The following is a 16,523-nucleotide window of genomic DNA, read 5'->3' on the forward strand; positions in this document are numbered from 1 at the left end:
ATCCAGTAAACGCCAGCCCTGGCGTTCACCGCAGGCTTTGGTGCTCGGGCCACAAATCGCCTTGAAACTCGCATAACGGCGCGCAACGTCAATGCATCAGTACAGCCGGATAGTCCTGCAGCAACACCGAACCCTGCATGGCCGCCAGGGCGTCCTTCAAGGTGGATTGCTCCAACGCCTCTTTGGACTTTTTAACTTCCTTGGCCGCGTGCTCTAGCAGCGCCAGGTAGTCGCGTTTGGACGAGCCGTCTTTCGGCTCCACCGTGTCTGACACCAACTGGGCCATCTCGTACTTCTGCGTCCGGGTGTTCTGCTCCGCCGACTGCGACACAGAAGCGTTCGCCAGTTGGCCATCCTTATACGAGAAGCTCGCGGTGCTGCTGGCCTTGTCCTGCACGTGCACATACAGGTAGTTCTGCGATTTGCGGGTATCATCCAACACCGGTGGCTCGCCACCGCCGAGGCTTTTGTGGAAGTTTGCCGACAGCACCGACTGCTGGTTCTGGGTCACGCTGCGGTCCGCGTTGCTGCGGCCATTGACCTGGGTCTTCTGCGACACGGTGTAGGAGAAGCTGTCGACTTCCTTAGGACGCATCGGGTTGGACGCACCGACGGCCTGCTTGATCGACGCCTTGAAGTCCGCCAGCCCTGTCAGCAAACCTTTGTCGGTCGGGTTGTTGCTCAAGGCATTTGGTGCGCCGGCGCTTTGGGGAGCGTTGCTGTTCATGGCACTGAACGCATCCTTGAACATCGCCATCAAGTCAGCGTTGGCACTACCGCGCTCCTGCACCCGGTCGAACTGGGCGAGGTAGGTTTTCAGCGCCTTGGCTTGCTGTTTGGCGTCCCCCTGTATTGCGCTGTTTTTCAGGTCGACGGCCAGGTCGATGTCGCCGGCCGGGCCATTCATGCGCGTGGTGCGGCTTTGGCTGTCGGCGTGGAACGCCAGGCTCACGTCCTCGTCCGCCTGGTTTTTGAGCTTGGCGTTGAGGTCCACCGACTTCAGCACGTGGGTGTCGAACTGGGTCAGTGTGCTCAGGTCGAGTTTCGGCGGTACGGCGGTCAAGCCATCGACCGACGCCTGGAACGCCGCCCCCAATTGGCCGACGGCTTTGAGTTCATCCGCGGTCAAATCGCCGCCCTCAACCGTGGCCTGCACGCCCAAGCCGTGTTTCTGACTGAACAGGCTGAACGTCACCGTCTTGCCGCTGGCGGTCTTGATGCTGAGGCTGACCTGGTTGTCGGCCTTGCTGTGCAGCACCGCCTGGTCGGCCTTGATCCCGCCCGCATCACCGGCACGCTCTGCCGTGGTGTTGAGCACCGATTGTGAAATCCCCGCCCCACCGCCCGCGGTGAACTGATCCACCAACGCGGCACCGAGGCCGCTGTAACGGCTGGCCGTGGAGATTGAACCGAAGCGTTGGCTGATCAACTGGGTGACGGCGTCCTGATTATCGTTTTCCCAGGCCCACACGGTTTCGCGGCCGGGGAGCTGCCCGTTTTTGGAATAGAGATCGATAACGTCGGCCACGGGATTTCCGAGGCTGACCACAGAGGACGGCCTGGCCGGCGAGACGTCGAGGGGGTTGGCCAGTGCTGCCGGCGGTGAGGTCGCGGCGGCGCGAAGAATGAGGGGATTGGTCGCGATGATCGGCGTTAGCGTAGTCATGACAGTCCGTGTCTTAAAAGCTGATTAGCCTTCAATCTAACCAAGACACGCCGCGATTGACAGCATTAAGGTCAAAATTTATGGCAAAGGGCCACGCCAAAAAACCGGCCCTTTGCCGTTATCTTCAGGTCAGAAGCGGTAAGTCACCGAACCACCGAAACCATTGGCGCTGTTTTCGTACTTGGCGTCGTAGGTCAGGGCCAACTGAGGGTTGTTGTCGCGCACCTTGATCGGCTCTTCCTTCAGGTAGGAATAGGCCACGTCGAAGGTCAGGTTATCCACAGGGGTCCAGCCGGCACCGAGGCTGAACACGGTGCGGTCGCCCGTCGGAATCCGCACGGAACGGTCGGTGTTGTTGGTTGGGGTCTGGTCCACCGAGAAACCGGTACGCAGCACCAGTTGCTTGTTGAGCTGATACGACAGGCCGATCGCGTGGGACCAGGTGTCGTGCCAGTGCTGTTCTTCGGTGATGGAGTCCAGGCCGGCCAACGCCGTGGTGATGTCGGACACGCCGGTGTTGTTGACGGTGATCTTCTTCAACTGGCTCCAGCGGGTGTAGGTGCTGCCCACGTAGAGGGTCAGGTCATCGGTCAATTGGTGGGTGACCGAGAAGTCCACGGAGGATGGCGTGGTGACGTCCAGCTTGGCGTCATACTTTTGCGGCCCGCCGTCGAGCAGATCGGAAAGCACGCCCGAGGCGTTGGTGTGACCGCTCAGGTGGTAGACCACTTGCGAGTGGTAAGTGACGCCGATGCGGGTGCTGTCCAGGGCCTGCACCAGGATACCGGCGTTGAAGCCCGTGGCGGTGTCATCGCCTTTGATCTTGGCGGTTTCGGTGCCCAGGCCAAAGGCCGGGACCTTGGAGTCCAGCTCGCCGCTGATTTTGTTGAAGGTGGGGCCGAAACCGACCGAGACCTTGTCGTTGAACGCGTAGCTGACGGTCGGCTGCACGGTGATGACCTGAACCTTGCTCTTGTTGCCAAAGCCGTTGCCCTGGAAGCTGTGTTCATAGTCGGTCACCAGGCCAAACGGTGCGTAAACCCCCAGGCCAAAGGCCCAGTGCTCGTCGATCGGCGTGACCAGGTAGCCCATCGGCACGGCAATGCCGGGGACCATGTCGCCTTTGTTGGTGCCTGGGTTGTCGGCGCCGCCTTGGGAAGAGCTGGCGTCCTTGATGTTCGATTTGGCATCGAGGTAGGTCGCGCCGATGCTCACTTCATTCTGTTTGATGCGGGACATGCCGGCCGGGTTGCCGAACACCGTGCTGGCGTCGTCGGCCGAGGAGGAGCGACCGGCGTAGCCCGTACCCATTGAACTGATGCTTTGTTCATTGAGCGCGAAACCACCGGCGAGCAGCTGTGTGGAGGCAAGCGAAACGGCGAGCGCCAAAGCGCTTCTCAGAGTTTTTTTATTCATTATTAGGACTCGAATGATTGGGCAGCGGCGAGGAAACTACCAACGATCGAGCGAGGCGTTTATGAAGAGTTTTTCATGCTCAGGATTGTCGGACAATCCTATTGCTTTCAAAGACTTTGAGCGATTTACGCTGTCTTTTTATGACTTTTTAACCCGATCGTGACTGCCCGGTTTCGAGCCGTTTACCCTGTCGATTCCGACGTTTTTCAGGGGCAGCCAATGGGTCGCATTGGCTGCCCTCTTCGCCCTACGGGTTCCAGTATTTATTGGCCGCCGCGATGGTTGCGAATTCTGTCGCCACCACCTGGCCGATGCTGATCAGCATCGCCGCGTCATTGGCGTACACATCGCGCAAGCGGCCACGCACCGCCTCGTCGGGTTGGGTGGCCTTGATCACCAGCCGCGCCATCTTGATCGCCAGCTCACGCCCCTCTTCCGGGGTGGCGGTGATCAGTGAATTGTTCGGTATCAGACTCATCAGGGCGTTCCTCTTATTATCGGTAGGGCGACGACTTACTGCCGACGGCCGAATGAAACAGGATAGGCGGCGGAACGCGCATTGATCATCGGATCCTGCGGTTCAATGCCGGCCGGCACGTTGTTGGGCAGGAACATCAGGCTTTTCTGCGCGGCAACGTTGTCGGCCACGGCCCGGGTGATTTCAAGCGTGCCCAGCTCCACCACCGGGCGGCTGGCGGGCCAGGCGATGGACGGATCGTCCAGCTTGTCGCCCTCGGCAGCTTCCTGCACCACCAGCTTGAAACGCACGGCGCCCTTGGCGATGCGCTGCTGGATCTCGTCGCTCAAATAATCCGGTGTGGCCTTGGCGGTTTGCGCCTCGCTGAGGAAGTGACTGCCGCTGACCGGCAGGAACTGGTAGCGACCGAAGGTGACCTTGCCCGCCGCGTTGATGAAGCGGAACGTGTTCACACCGTAGTACGGCAGCGTGGCGAAGCTTTGCGGCGCCGGCTTGGGGGCGGTGAGGAAGGCCTTGGCCACCGGGTGCGTGCCGAGGTAGCCGTCCAGCGGTGTGGGCTTGGCGACGTCCGGGCCGCTGGTGCCGAGGGCAATCAGCAGGTCGCGGAAATCATCGGCGGTGGGCGACGGAAAGCCGTTGAACGAGTGCGCGACGATATCGGTGCTGCCACCGCCCGGCAGGCTGAAACGCACCGCCAAGCCGCGTGGGCTGGCCAGGGCGTGGTTATCCGGAATGTCCGGGATACCGGCGAAGTTGGAGAACCGCACGGTCACCGGCACTGCAGTGTCCTGCAGGTGCGGCGCCTTGCTGATGGCCGCGGCGGAAGGGCTTGGGGTGAACCGGCCTTCGAGCACGATGCCTTTGGCATGCACCGCGCGAGCTCCGGCGTGTTTACCGAAGACGCCGTTCAGGGCGTCCACCAGTTGGGTGGGCGTGGACGGTGGCGGTGGGTCTTGCGCCAGGGCGCTGCCTATCAAGGTGAAGGCGAACGGGAGCGCGATCAACAAGCGTTGGGCGTTTTTCATGGGACGGACCTGCGGGTGGGTGGGTGATTTCGGCGAATTCTAAACACCTAACGACAATAATGACAATATGTTTTGTCATTATTGTTTTTCCTCTTCGATCCACCCCTTAAGGCGTTATACTCGGCCTCCCTCAAACCCCAGCGAACCGAGCCACTCGTGAGTACCAAAAGTGACATCCTGCACCTCCTTCAGCGCGAACCACTTACGGTGGTGCAACTGTGCGAATCCCTGGCGGTCACGCGCAATGCGGTGATCGTGCAGCTCAAGCAACTGGAGGCCGAAGGGCTGGTGCGGCGCAGCAAGGTTCGTCCGCGCAACACGGTGGGCAAGCCACCGGTGGTGTTCGAAGCGGCGCCGGGCAGTGAGGACGTGACGTCCACGGCCTACCAGGTGTTGCTGACCCAATTGCTCGCCACGCTCAAGGATCGCTACGACGTCGACGAACTCGGCGATGTGTTGGAACAGACCGGTCGACAGCTGGCGCAACGTGCTGGCCTGGCCAACCCCGTCACATTCGACAGTGGCCTGCGTGCCGCCATGGCCGCCGCCGATGCGTTGGGCGCCAGCACCGAGGCCGTGCCGCAGGAAGGCGGCGTGATGGTGCGCAACTTCACCTGCCCGGTGGGCAGCGTGGTGCGCGAAGAACAATGCGTGTGCCGGGCGATGGCGGCGTTTTTCTCCGAGGCCACGGGGATGCCGGCGAGTGAACAGTGCCTGCGTGAAGATCGGCTGATTTGCCAGTATTTCATCGAACAGCAGCAGGCAACGGCTGAATAAGGCGCTCGGCACCGTCAATCGCAAACATTTCTAAATGTTTCTTCATAAAGCCAAACCGTCATCAAAAAGACACATATCGGGAATTAAATCGTCACGTCTTAGACAGGTGGACCCTTCCACTTACCCCTTCCCTTGAGGTGTTGTCGTGATGTTGCCGACTAAAAAAAGTCTGTCTGTTTTGTTGACCGCCCTGTGCCTGAGCGGCGTCGCCCACGCCACCGACGTGACCGGTGCCGGCTCCAGCTTCGTGTACCCAGTGCTGTCCAAGTGGTCCCAGGACTACAGCAAGAATTCCAGCAACCGCATCAACTACCAGTCGATCGGTTCGGGCGGCGGCATCGCCCAGATCAAGGCGGCCACCGTTGACTTCGGCGCCTCCGACGCCCCGCTGTCGGCTGACGACCTGAAAGCTGGCGGCCTGGGCCAGTTCCCCAGCGTGATCGGCGGCATCGTGCCGGTGATGAACGTCGAGGGCGTGGCCGCTGGCCAGCTGAAACTCGACGGCGACACCCTCGCGAAAATCTTCCTCGGTGACATCAAGGCCTGGAACGATCCGGCCATTGCCGCCCTCAACCCGGGCGTGAAACTGCCAAGCGCAAACATCACCGTGGTGCATCGCTCTGACGGTTCGGGCACCTCGTACAACTTCACCAACTACCTGTCCAAGGTCAGTGACAGCTGGAAAACCAAGATCGGTTTCGGCACCACCGTACCCTGGCCAGTGGGTGTGGGCGGCAAAGGCAACGAAGGTGTTTCGGCCTACGTGAAGCAGATCAAGAACTCCATCGGCTTCGTGGAATACGCCTACGCGCTGCAGAACAAAATGACCTTCGCCCAACTGAAGAACGCTTCGGGCAAATTCGTCGAGCCTAACGCCAAGGCCTTCCAGGCGGCTGCAGACACCGCCGACTGGGCCAGCGCCAAGGACTTCAATCTGATCATGACCAACGCCCCGGGCGAAGGCGCATGGCCAATCACGGCCACCACCTGGATCATCATGTACAAACAACCGAAGAACGCCGAGCAAAGCCAGGCGGCTTTCAACTTCTTCAAGTGGTCGCTGGAAAAAGGTCAACAGCAGGCGGCGGCGCTGGACTACGTAGCACTGCCGGACTCCCTGGTGTCGCGAATCGAAGGTTACTGGAAGTCTGACTTCACCCACTGATTCGCCCTACGACCACCGCCCTCAGTCACCTGGGTGATTGAGGGCGACGGTGAGCACATCTGATATGAACGACACCGTCCAACCTCTGGTTATGACCACTCACGCCAGCGACACACACGGCGACCGCCGCGCCGCTCGTGATCAACGCCACGATCTGTGGTTCAAACGCTCGATGTTCGGGGCCGCCATGCTGGTGCTGCTGTTGCTGGCCAGTATCGCGGCCTCGACGCTTTGGGGCGGAGGCCTGGCCTTCCGCACCTTCGGTTTCGACTTCATCACCAGCACCGAGTGGGATGCGGTCAATAACCACTTTGGCGCCGTGGTGCCCATCTACGGCACCCTGGTGACCTCTTTCCTGGCCTTGCTGATTGCGGTGCCGGTGAGTTTTGGCATCGCGATCTTCCTGACAGAAGTGGCACCGCCCTGGCTGAAAATGCCGGTGGCATCGGCCATCGAGTTGCTGGCTGGCATTCCATCGATCATCTACGGCATGTGGGGGCTGTTCGTGTTCGGGCCGTTCATGGCCGAGCACTTGTCCCCGCTGATCAACGATTACTTGGGCGCGCTGCCCTTCGTCGGCTCGCTGTTCCAGGGGCCACCGTTGGGGATTGGCATGCTGACCGCAGGCATTGTGCTGGCGGTGATGATCATGCCGTTCATCACGTCGGTGATGCATGAAGTGTTTCGCAGCGTGCCGACACAGTTGAAGGAATCGGCCTACGCCCTGGGCAGCACGACGTGGGAAGTGGTGTGGGACATCGTCCTGCCCTACACACGCTCGGCGGTGGTCGGCGGCATCTTCCTCGGCCTGGGCCGGGCCCTCGGGGAGACCATGGCGGTCACCTTCGTGTTGGGCAACGCGCAGCAGTTTTCTGCGTCGTTGCTGATGCCAAGCAGTTCGATCGCATCGGTCATCGCCAACGAGTTCAGCGAGGCCTACACCGACCTGCACCGCTCCGCGCTGATCGCCCTGGGCTTCCTGCTGTTTATCGTGACCTTTGTCGTGCTGGCACTGGCCCGGCTGCTGCTCATGCGTCTGTCCCGCAAGGAGGGGTTATGAGTCCCAACGAACGCCTCTACCGCAAGCGCGCACTCAAAAATGGCGTGGCGATGTTCCTCAGTTGTGCCGCCACGGCCTTTGGCCTGTTGTGGCTGGCGTGGATCCTGCTGACAACCATCATCAACGGCTTCCAGGCGCTGAACCTGCGCCTGTTCAGCCAGATGACGCCACCGCCCGGCACCGAAGGCGGCCTGGCCAACGCGTTTTATGGCAGTGCGCTGATGTCGGCGATTGCCTTGCTGATCGGTACGCCCATCGGTTTGATGGCCGGTATCTGGCTGGCCGAGTTCGCGCGCCACTCACGCCTGGGTACCACGGTGCGGTTCATCAACGACATCCTGCTGTCCGCGCCGTCGATCGTGCTGGGGCTATTTGTCTACACCGCCGTCATCTTGCCGCTGAACCTGCTCACCAATCACCAAGTGGGGTTTTCCGCCATCGCCGGCGCGTTGGCCTTGGCCCTGCTGGTGATTCCGGTGGTGGTGCGCACCACCGATGAAATGCTCCAGCTGCAACCCTCGACCATGCGTGAAGCGGCGCTGGCCCTGGGTGTGCCGCAATGGAAGTTGACGCTGCAGATCGTGCTGAGGGCGGCCAAGGCCGGTGTGGTGACGGGCATCCTGCTCGCCTTGGCCCGGATCACCGGGGAGACCGCGCCCCTGCTGTTTACCGCCTTCGGCAACCAGTTCTGGAGCAGCAACCTGCTCAAGCCGATTGCCAGTGTTCCCGTGGTCATTTTCCAGTACGCCATGAGCCCGTTCGAAGACTGGCACGCCCTCGCCTGGGCCGGTGCATTGGTCCTGACGTTGTTTGTGCTGCTGCTCAGCCTGGCATCTCGCCTGATCCTTTTACGCAATAGGTCTCACTGATGGACGCCACCGGCATAGATCACGAAAAAACCAAAATCCGTGTGCGTGGGTTGGAGTTTTTCTACAACAACCAACGCTCCCTGAAATCCATCGACATTGATATCCCGGAAAAACGCATCACCGCCATCATCGGCCCGTCGGGCTGCGGCAAGTCCACGCTGCTGCGCGTGTTCAACCGCATCTACTCGATGTACCCGAAGCAGGAAGCGCGCGGCGAAGTGCTGCTCAATGGTGAGAACATCCTGGCCCCTGGCTATTCGATGAACCGCCTGCGCAGCCACGTCGGCATGGTGTTCCAGAAGCCTGTGCCGTTCCCGATGTCGATCTACGACAACATCGCCTACGCGGTGCGCCATCACGAGAAACTGTCGCGGCGCGAGATGAATGACCGTGTCGAACAGGCCCTGCGCGGTGGTGCCCTGTGGGACGAGGTGAAGGACAAGCTCAACCAGAGCGCCCAGAGCCTCTCAGGCGGTCAGCAGCAGCGTTTGTGCATCGCCCGCACCATCGCGCTGCGCCCGCAGGTATTGCTGCTGGACGAGCCTACGTCGGCACTCGACCCGATCTCGACCGGGCGCATCGAACAATTGATCACCGAGCTGAAGACCCAGTACACGGTGATCATCGTGACCCACAACATGCAGCAGGCGGCGCGGGTGTCGGACAACACCGCGTTTATGTTCATGGGCGAGCTGATCGAGTATGGCAATACCGATGAGATCTTCACCAAGCCGACGATGAAGCAGACCGAGGACTACATCACCGGGCGCTTTGGCTGATAGCCGCAAGGCCAAAAAAAACGGGGGAGCCCTTAAGGGGGCTCCCCCGTTGTGTTTTCGCAAGGCAAAAAAAAACCCGGAAATCCTCACTTGCGTGGGCCTTCCGGATTTTCTAAACCGCCAAATATGGTGGGTCGTGTGGGATTCGAACCTACGACCAATTGGTTAAAAGCCAACTGCTCTACCAACTGAGCTAACGACCCGCTGTGTGGTGGCGCGTATAATACTGATTTCTAAGGATTATTCAACACCTTATTTTAAATAAATCAGAAATAACGCGTTGGGTCCGCAATTCCGGCCGCTTGGAAGCCTTCTGCACGCAGTCGGCAGCTATCACATTTCCCACAAGCACGGCCGTCATCGTCTGCCTGATAGCAGGAAACAGTCAGCGAGTAATCGACGCCAAGTCCTACGCCAGCCTTCACGATATCGGCCTTGCTCAGGTTCTGCAGCGGCGCGAGGATACGGAAGCCCTGCCCCTCTACACCGGCCTTTGTCGCCAGGTTGGCCATGCGCTCGAACGACTCGACGAACTCCGGACGGCAGTCCGGATAGCCGGAATAGTCCACTGCATTCACGCCAATAAAGATGTCACGGGCGTTGAGCACTTCGGCCCAACCCAGGGCCAGGGACAGGAACACGGTGTTGCGAGCCGGCACGTAGGTGATCGGGATGCCTTCACTCGGTGCTTCCGGCACATCAATGCTGCTGTCGGTCAACGCAGAGCCGCCGATACCGTTGAGGTTGAGGCCAATCACCTTATGCTCGACTACGCCCATCTCACGGGCCACGCGCGCGGCAGCGTTCAGCTCGGCGCGATGGCGCTGGCCGTAATCGAAGCTCATGGTGTAGCAGCTGTAGCCTTCGGCCTGGGCCATCGCGACCACGGTGGCGGAGTCGAGGCCACCGGACAACAGGATTACAGCGCGTTTTTGATCAATCGTGGGTTCAGTCATATCAGCGTCCCGGCTCGTCATTCCAAAGGTATTTGTGTAACTGCAACTGCAGGCGTACGGGCAGGTTGTCGGCAACCACCCAGTCGGCCAGGTCCCGTGCGTTCAGGTCGTGATGGCTGGGAGAGAACAGCACCTCGCCCGCGCGACGATCCAGGCCATATTGGATCAGCTTGGAGTTCGCCCAGTCGTAGTCTTCACGGGAACAGATGACGAACTTGACCTGGTCGTTGGCCGTCAGCAGCTCGATGTTCTCGTAGCGGTTACGGTGCGCTTCCTTGGAGCCCGGGGTCTTGAGGTCGACCACGCGGCTCACACGCGGGTCGACCGCGGAGATATCCAGGGCGCCGCTGGTTTCCAGGGAAACCTCGTAACCGGCGTCACACAGCTGCTGGAGTAAAGGGATGGCATTGGGCTGGGCCAGGGGCTCGCCGCCCGTCACACAGACATAGCGCGGCCGGTAGCTGGCAACCTGCTCCAGGATGTCTTCGAGGGTGCGCACAGTGCCGCCACTGAAGGCGTAGGCGCTGTCACAGTATTGGCAACGCAAAGGGCAACCGGTCAGCCGCACAAATACAGTGGGCAGGCCAGCAGTTCGCGTTTCACCCTGTAACGAGTAAAAAACTTCGGTGATGCGTAATGTGTCTTGCATAGTCGCCACGGGCGTAACAGCTAAACAGGCTGTCCGCCTCCGTCAGGCACTTCAAGGGATCCCGCCAACGCGTAAACCCCAAGGAGCGTGTTTCATAAAAGGGCGTGGATTCTAACGAAAAAACCCGCGCCAGGCGCGGGTTTCTTCTAAACGGGCAAACATCGCTTACAAGCGCTGCAGATCCCGTTGGGCCAACTGGGCAGCGGAAGTCCCCGGATACTGGGCCACCACCTGCTGCAGAATGCCTTTGACCTTGTCGGTATGACCCAGGCGGCGCTCTACGTCAGCGAGTTTGTACAGCGAATCCGGCACCTTGGCGTGCTTGGGGTACAGCTGGCTGACCTTGGCAAAGGCCTGGCCTGCGGCTTGCAGATCCCCCTTGGCCAGGTTCACCTCACCCAACCAGTACTGGGCGTTGCCCGCGTACTGGCTGTTTGGGTATTTGCGCAGGAATGCGGTAAAGGCCTGGCTGGCCTTGTCGAAATCCTTGGCTTTGATCAGGTCGAAGGCTGCGTCGTAATACAGCTTTTCCTTCGCCGGATCACCCGGTTCGCTGCTGGCGGCAGGGGCTTGGCTAGCCGCCGCGGCCCCTGCTGCGGCACCACCGGCAGCAGCGCTTGGCGCGCCACCGGCAGAAGAATTATCAGGAGTTGCGGCAGGTTGAACGCCGGCTCCAATGCGTCGGTCAAGATCCTGGTATCGCTCCAGGCCTTCTTGTTTCAGCTGGTTCACTTGATTCTGCAGAACTTCAATGGTGCCTTGTTGCTGCGCCAATTGATCCTGCATACGTTGCAGCTGGTTGAACAGTTCGCCCTGTGCCGAGGGAGCGGACGTAGCCGCTCCCCCCGCATAGGCGCCGTTCGTGCCATAACCCGCTGGCGGATAACTGCTCCCGCTATTGTTATAGCCAGAGTTGCTATCTTCCACAGGAACCGCAGCCCACACCGCAAGCGGTGCGAGGCTGAGAGCCAATACAGTTAGAGCACGACGGCACGTTCGCATGACGAATTACTTACGCAGTTCGACGCGACGGTTTTGAGCCCAGGACTGCTCGTCGTGGCCAGTTGCAACTGGACGCTCTTTACCGTAGGAAACCAGTTCCAGTTGGCCTGGAGCAACACCTTGCAGTACCAGGTAGCGCTGAACGGCTTTCGCACGACGCTCGCCCAGTGCCATGTTGTACTCACGAGTACCACGTTCGTCAGTGTTACCTTCCAGAACAACGCGAGCGCCGTTAGCTTTCAGGTCCTTCGCGTGAACGTCCAGAGCGCGCATGGCTTCTGGCTTCAGGTCCGAACTGTCGTATTCGAAGTAGAAAGTGGTGATAGCGCGCAGAGCAGCTTCTTCGCTCAGGGAGCCGTCAACTGCACCAGTGTTAGCGCCGTAACCAGCGTTTGGATCAACAGCTGCGCCTTCACCGGCATTGTCGCCGCCTTTAGACGAGCAACCAACGGCTACGGACAGAGCCAGAGCCAGAGCAGCAAACTTACCAAACTTCAGCATTTCCATCGTGAAACTCCTAATGAACCCCAGTGTGTTAAGCAAATCTTTTTGTAGCGCCGCGTCAGTTCAGGTAAGGGGACCAGGATGGTTCTCTGACTTCGCCTTGAGCGGTAGGAAGTGGGAGCCTTACACGTCCATTAATGGACACGAGCATCAAGACTCCCCGGCCCTGCTGGCGGGTGGCGTAGATTACCATGGTGCCGTTGGGCGCAACAGTGGCTGACTCATCAAGGTTGGTATCTGTAAGGATTTTTACCGTTCCACGCTGCAAATCCTGGGCCGCAACCCGGAAATTAGTGAAACCATCCTGACGGTGAATCATTACCAACGTCTTTTCATCGGCCGAAAGTTTAGGGTTGGCGTTGTAGTTACCAATAAAAGTAACGCGCTCTGCACCACCACCGTTCACGTTCGCCTTATAGACCTGAGGCTTGCCGCCACGGTCGGAGGTGAAGTAGATGGTCGAACCATCCTTGCCCCAGAACGGTTCGGTGTTGATGCCCGGGCCGCTGGTTGCACGGGTGATCTGGCGAGTGGCCATGTTCATCACGTAGATATCCGGGTTGCCATCCTTGGACAGCACGAACGCCAGGCGCGAACCATCCGGCGACCAGGCAGGCGCGCCGTTCAGGCCTTCGAAGTTCGTGATCTGCTCACGACGGCCAGTATCGATGTGCTGGACGAAGATACGCGGACGCTTCTGTTCGAAAGACACGTAGGCAATACGCTTGCCGTCCGGCGCAAAGCGCGGCGACAGGATGGGCTCACGGGATTGCAGCAAGGTCACGGCACGGGCGCCGTCGTAGTCCGAACGCTGCAAAGTGTAACGAGTGTTGTCTACAGAGAAACGTTCAGCCGTGACGTACAGCAGGCGTGTCGAGAACGCGCCCTTGATACCGGTGAGCTTTTCAAACGACTGGTCCGAAATGTAGTGGGCCATGTCGCGAATCTGCTCGGCAGTACCCGAGACGCTGCCGGTCAGGACCTGCTGCTCGGTCGCCACGTTGAACAAGGTGTAGGTAATTTGCAGACGACCACCGGCCGGCGTGATATTGCCCACCATCAGGTACTGCGCGCCCACGGCTTTCCAGTCGCGGAAGATGACTTCGCTGGCCTGGGTCGGCTGGCTGATCATGTTGCCTTTGTCGATTGGCGCGTAGTAACCGGAGTTGCGCAGGTCGTCGCTGACGATCTGGGCCATGTCGTCCGGCAGCACGCTGCCGCCCTGCCAGCCAAACGGTACGACAGCAATCGGGGTCGCCCGATCGCTACCGCTGGTGACCAGGATGTTCTTTTCATCCGCCGCCGCTATCCCTGCCATACAGCAAATAACGACAAGCATTCCTCGAAGAATGTTTCTCACGGGGCTAGATCCTCAGGTGTGAATGTCATCTTGAATGAACGATAGGGAGCGAAGTCACTTGGTTTCATTCCCTGCATCTCGGTCAACCGGCCAATGTTCTTGACCGCTGCAACCGCCGAACTGTCGAACGATCCATCGCCACTGGAACTGGCCACGCCGACCGAAGCCACCGTACCGTCCGGCAACATACCGATCTGCAGTACCACTTTCATGCCTTTGCGTGCCGAAGGAGGACGTGTCCAGCCTTCTGCTGCGCGCGCTCGAATCAGGTCGTCGAAACTGCCCGCAACTTGATCACCCTGCTCATCGGCCAAGGCTTGCTGACGCTGCGGCGTGTCGGAGAGCAAGTCTGCCAAGGCCTGGGCCTTTTTCTCTTCGGCGGATTTGCGCGCTGCTTCCTGGGCCTTTTTCTTGGTGGCGTCGGCGGCAGCTTTCTTCTTCGCGTCGTCGGCGATTTTCTTCTTCGCCTCGTCTGCTTCAGCTTTTTTCTTGGCGTCTTCGGCGGCTTTCTTCTTCGCGTCTTCGACTATTTTCTTCTTGGCGTCTTCAGCGGCCTTTTTCTTGGCCTCTTCTTCAGCAGCTTTCTTCGCTTCGTCTTCGGCTTTCTTCTTGGCTATATCAGCCAATTGTTTCTCTTCGGCCTTTTTCGCTTCGGCAGCTTTCTCGGCTTTCTTGGCTTCATCAGCCTTTTTCGCCTCGTCGGCCTTCTTCGCTTCGTCAGCCTTTTTCGATTCCTCGGCCTTTTGAGCCGCCTCTTCTTTCTTTTGTTCCGCAGCAGCCTTCACCGCTTCCTGCTCGACCTTCTTCTGTTCCATCTGCTCGACTTCAGTCTGGCGCGCAGCCGACTTCTGGGCCTCACCCGCAATCTTCTGATTGGTCTGGGTGGTGGCCTGACTTTTCGATTTCAGCTGATACAGGGTCGCCTGCACGATCGGCTTGGCTGGCGGCAGGTCCGGAGTCATGGCAAAGCTGACGAACAGCATGCCAAACACCAGGACGTGCAGGGCAATTGCCCAGACGCTAGGCCAGAAGTAGCTTTCCGAGGCGGACGGCTCTCGCTGTTGCTGCATCAGGGCGCCTCGGTAATCAAGCCAACGTTACCCACGCCGGCCTTCTGCAGCCCGCCCATGGCGCCCATGACGGAGCCGTAGTCGACCGCCTTGTCACCGCGGATGAAGACCTGGGTGTGCTTGCCGCCTTCGTTGCCGGAGCGAATGATCTTGGTCACCGCATCGGTCATTGCCGGCAAGGTCAGCGCCTTGTCCTGCTGCTTCTGAGTGTCGACTTCGCTGCCAAGGTTCCAGTAATAGGTCTTGTCAGACTTGATCGAAATGGTCAGCACCTGGGTGTTGTTGTCCTGGGGCAAGGCTTCGCTGGAAACCTTGGGCAGGTCAACCTTCACACCCTGGTTGAGCATCGGCGCGGTCACCATGAAGATCACCAGCAGCACCAGCATCACGTCGATGTAAGGCACTACGTTCATCTCGGCGACCGGCTTGCGCTTGGTGCGTGCTCGAGTGATTAAAGCCATCGGGAAATACCTGCTTATTCTTCGCTGGTGTGCACTTTACGGTGCAGGATCGCCTGGAATTCATCGGCGAAGGTGTAGTAACGGCCAATCAGGTTTTCGCCACGGGCGGCAAAACGGTTGTAGGCAATTACTGCGGGGATGGCAGCGAACAGGCCGATCGCGGTGGCGATCAGGGCTTCGGCGATACCCGGGGCCACGGTGGCCAGGGTCGCTTGCTGCGCCTGGGCCAGGCCACGGAAGGAGTTCATGATGCCCCACACGGTACCGAACAGGCCGATGTACGGGCTTACGGAACCGACGGTGGCGAGGAACGGCAGGCTCTGTTCCAGTTTCTCTTCTTCGCGGGAGATGGCAACGCGCATGGCACGGGCCACGCCTTCCATCACCGCTTCCGGGTCAACACCGGGCTGCTGGCGCAGACGGGAGAACTCCTTGAAGCCGGCGCGGAAGATCTGCTCGACACCCGAATCCGGGTCCGGGTTGCTGCCGGCCTGGCGGTACAGCTTGGACAGGTCGATCCCCGACCAGAAGCGCTCCTCGAAGCTCTCCAGGGCACGTCGACCGGCACGCAGCAGGTTGCTGCGCTGAAAAATCATGACCCAAGAGGTAACCGATGCGGCTACCAGGGTCAGCATGACCAGTTGAACCACAACACTGGCATTGCTGACCAGGCTCCACATGGAGGAATGGTCGACGACGGTAGGTTCCACGCTAAATCTCCTGCTTTGATTGTTTACCCGCGCCGCTTACGTCGGCAAAGGCCGCACGTAGAGCTTCGGGAATGGCCCGGGGTTTCAAACTATTGGTGCGCACACACGCCACCAGGAACTGCCCCTCACAGAGCAGCGTTGCATCCGATGCCCGCCTGACCTGCTGTTTGAAGCGCAGGCTGACACGGTTCAATTCGATTACTTCAGCGCTGACCAACAATTCGTCGTCCAGCCGCGCCGGCGCGTGGTACCGCGCCTCGCTGGAATGCACGACGAATAACAGGTCCTCCCCTGCCAGCTGGGATTGGGCAAAGCCCAGCTCCCGTAGCCGCTCGGTTCGAGCCCGCTCCATGAACTTGAGGTAGTTGACGTAATACACGATGCCGCCCGCATCGGTGTCCTCGTAATAAACGCGACAGCGATGTGCGAACGACTGATCCCCGTTTTGCGCGCGCATACTCTAGTGCTTACTCCTCAGGTTGCCAATCCGGCTGGGCAACTGTTTTTTCATCCATCGAAACATTTTCGGTGACTGAATGACGCCACCAGCCACTAGGACAGCACAAACTTCAGATA

The 16,523-nt window shown here is 59.7% G+C and carries 18 protein-coding genes and 1 tRNA gene; 5 read left to right on the forward strand and 14 right to left on the reverse strand.

Annotated elements, in window-relative coordinates; genetic code table 11:
• Nucleotides 1-88 precede the first annotated feature (88 nt).
• The 4 genes from HX792_RS00460 to HX792_RS00475 form a co-directional block, all read right to left on the reverse strand.
• On the reverse strand, nucleotides 89-1,528 hold the full coding sequence (locus HX792_RS00460) for a lactate dehydrogenase (protein ID WP_176994411.1): 1,440 nt from the start codon (nucleotides 1,526-1,528) through the stop codon (nucleotides 89-91).
• Between the two features lie 267 nt (nucleotides 1,529-1,795).
• Entirely contained in the window at nucleotides 1,796-3,082 is a 1,287-nt protein-coding gene (locus tag HX792_RS00465) for an OmpP1/FadL family transporter (protein WP_176994297.1), read from the reverse strand.
• Nucleotides 3,083-3,329: 247 nt separating this feature from the next.
• Nucleotides 3,330-3,560, reverse strand: coding sequence for a hexameric tyrosine-coordinated heme protein (locus HX792_RS00470; RefSeq protein ID WP_016973255.1), 231 nt, complete (start codon nucleotides 3,558-3,560; stop codon nucleotides 3,330-3,332).
• 35 nt (nucleotides 3,561-3,595) lie between these two features.
• Complete coding sequence (locus tag HX792_RS00475; RefSeq protein WP_176994298.1) at nucleotides 3,596-4,585, reverse strand: catalase family peroxidase; 990 nt, start codon at nucleotides 4,583-4,585, stop codon at nucleotides 3,596-3,598.
• Nucleotides 4,586-4,741: 156 nt separating this feature from the next.
• On the opposite strand from HX792_RS00475, the gene HX792_RS00480 reads away from it, so the two are divergent.
• The 5 genes from HX792_RS00480 to pstB all read left to right on the forward strand — a co-directional run bounded on the left by HX792_RS00480 (nucleotide 4,742) and on the right by pstB (nucleotide 9,235).
• Nucleotides 4,742-5,362 carry an ArsR family transcriptional regulator gene (locus HX792_RS00480; RefSeq protein WP_176994299.1) on the forward strand — a complete coding sequence of 207 codons (621 nt, stop codon included), beginning with the start codon at nucleotides 4,742-4,744 and terminating at the stop codon, nucleotides 5,360-5,362.
• Between the two features lie 148 nt (nucleotides 5,363-5,510).
• Nucleotides 5,511-6,527 carry a phosphate ABC transporter substrate-binding protein PstS gene (gene pstS / locus HX792_RS00485; RefSeq protein ID WP_176994300.1) on the forward strand — a complete coding sequence of 339 codons (1,017 nt, stop codon included), beginning with the start codon at nucleotides 5,511-5,513 and terminating at the stop codon, nucleotides 6,525-6,527.
• Nucleotides 6,528-6,591: 64 nt separating this feature from the next.
• Nucleotides 6,592-7,587 (forward strand): phosphate ABC transporter permease subunit PstC, encoded by a 996-nt coding sequence (pstC, locus tag HX792_RS00490; protein WP_176994412.1) that lies wholly within the window; start codon nucleotides 6,592-6,594, stop codon nucleotides 7,585-7,587.
• Nucleotides 7,584-8,456, forward strand: coding sequence for a phosphate ABC transporter permease PstA (pstA, locus tag HX792_RS00495; RefSeq protein WP_176994301.1), 873 nt, complete (start codon nucleotides 7,584-7,586; stop codon nucleotides 8,454-8,456). Before pstC ends, pstA begins: the two co-directional genes overlap by 4 nt.
• A complete protein-coding gene (pstB, locus tag HX792_RS00500) occupies nucleotides 8,456-9,235 on the forward strand; it encodes a phosphate ABC transporter ATP-binding protein PstB (RefSeq protein ID WP_176994302.1) in 780 nt (259 codons plus the stop codon). Before pstA ends, pstB begins: the two co-directional genes overlap by 1 nt.
• 127 nt (nucleotides 9,236-9,362) lie before the next feature.
• Here the strand turns inward: pstB and HX792_RS00505 are convergent.
• From HX792_RS00505 to ybgC, 10 genes are all read right to left on the reverse strand, one after another.
• Nucleotides 9,363-9,438: transfer RNA gene (locus tag HX792_RS00505), tRNA-Lys, on the reverse strand.
• Between the two features lie 63 nt (nucleotides 9,439-9,501).
• Complete coding sequence (gene queC, locus HX792_RS00510; RefSeq protein ID WP_176994413.1) at nucleotides 9,502-10,176, reverse strand: 7-cyano-7-deazaguanine synthase QueC; 675 nt, start codon at nucleotides 10,174-10,176, stop codon at nucleotides 9,502-9,504.
• 16 nt (nucleotides 10,177-10,192) lie between these two features.
• Nucleotides 10,193-10,840, reverse strand: a complete 648-nt coding sequence (gene queE / locus HX792_RS00515; RefSeq protein ID WP_176994303.1) for a 7-carboxy-7-deazaguanine synthase QueE — start codon at nucleotides 10,838-10,840, stop codon at nucleotides 10,193-10,195.
• A 165-nt stretch (nucleotides 10,841-11,005) separates the two neighbouring features.
• A complete protein-coding gene (gene ybgF / locus HX792_RS00520) occupies nucleotides 11,006-11,842 on the reverse strand; it encodes a tol-pal system protein YbgF (RefSeq protein ID WP_176994304.1) in 837 nt (278 codons plus the stop codon).
• A gap of 6 nt (nucleotides 11,843-11,848) precedes the next feature.
• Nucleotides 11,849-12,349 carry a peptidoglycan-associated lipoprotein Pal gene (pal, locus tag HX792_RS00525; protein WP_003209827.1) on the reverse strand — a complete coding sequence of 167 codons (501 nt, stop codon included), beginning with the start codon at nucleotides 12,347-12,349 and terminating at the stop codon, nucleotides 11,849-11,851.
• A 55-nt stretch (nucleotides 12,350-12,404) separates the two neighbouring features.
• Nucleotides 12,405-13,685: a Tol-Pal system beta propeller repeat protein TolB gene (tolB, locus tag HX792_RS00530; protein ID WP_176994305.1), complete on the reverse strand. Its 1,281-nt coding sequence runs from the start codon at nucleotides 13,683-13,685 to the stop codon at nucleotides 12,405-12,407.
• Nucleotides 13,686-13,702: 17 nt separating this feature from the next.
• Nucleotides 13,703-14,776, reverse strand: coding sequence for a cell envelope integrity protein TolA (gene tolA, locus HX792_RS00535; protein ID WP_176994306.1), 1,074 nt, complete (start codon nucleotides 14,774-14,776; stop codon nucleotides 13,703-13,705).
• The gene (gene tolR / locus HX792_RS00540) at nucleotides 14,776-15,228 is read right to left on the reverse strand and encodes a protein TolR (RefSeq protein ID WP_161634127.1); all 453 of its coding nucleotides are present in this window, start codon (nucleotides 15,226-15,228) and stop codon (nucleotides 14,776-14,778) included. The genes tolA and tolR overlap by 1 nt, the downstream gene beginning before the upstream one ends.
• Before the next feature lie 23 nt (nucleotides 15,229-15,251).
• On the reverse strand, nucleotides 15,252-15,947 hold the full coding sequence (gene tolQ / locus HX792_RS00545) for a protein TolQ (RefSeq protein WP_010208111.1): 696 nt from the start codon (nucleotides 15,945-15,947) through the stop codon (nucleotides 15,252-15,254).
• Nucleotide 15,948: 1 nt separating this feature from the next.
• Nucleotides 15,949-16,404, reverse strand: coding sequence for a tol-pal system-associated acyl-CoA thioesterase (ybgC, locus tag HX792_RS00550; RefSeq protein ID WP_176994307.1), 456 nt, complete (start codon nucleotides 16,402-16,404; stop codon nucleotides 15,949-15,951).
• Nucleotides 16,405-16,523: the final 119 nt, after the last annotated feature.

The sequence above is a fragment of the Pseudomonas sp. B6002 genome, from assembly GCF_013385985.1.
Lineage (GTDB): Bacteria > Pseudomonadota > Gammaproteobacteria > Pseudomonadales > Pseudomonadaceae > Aquipseudomonas.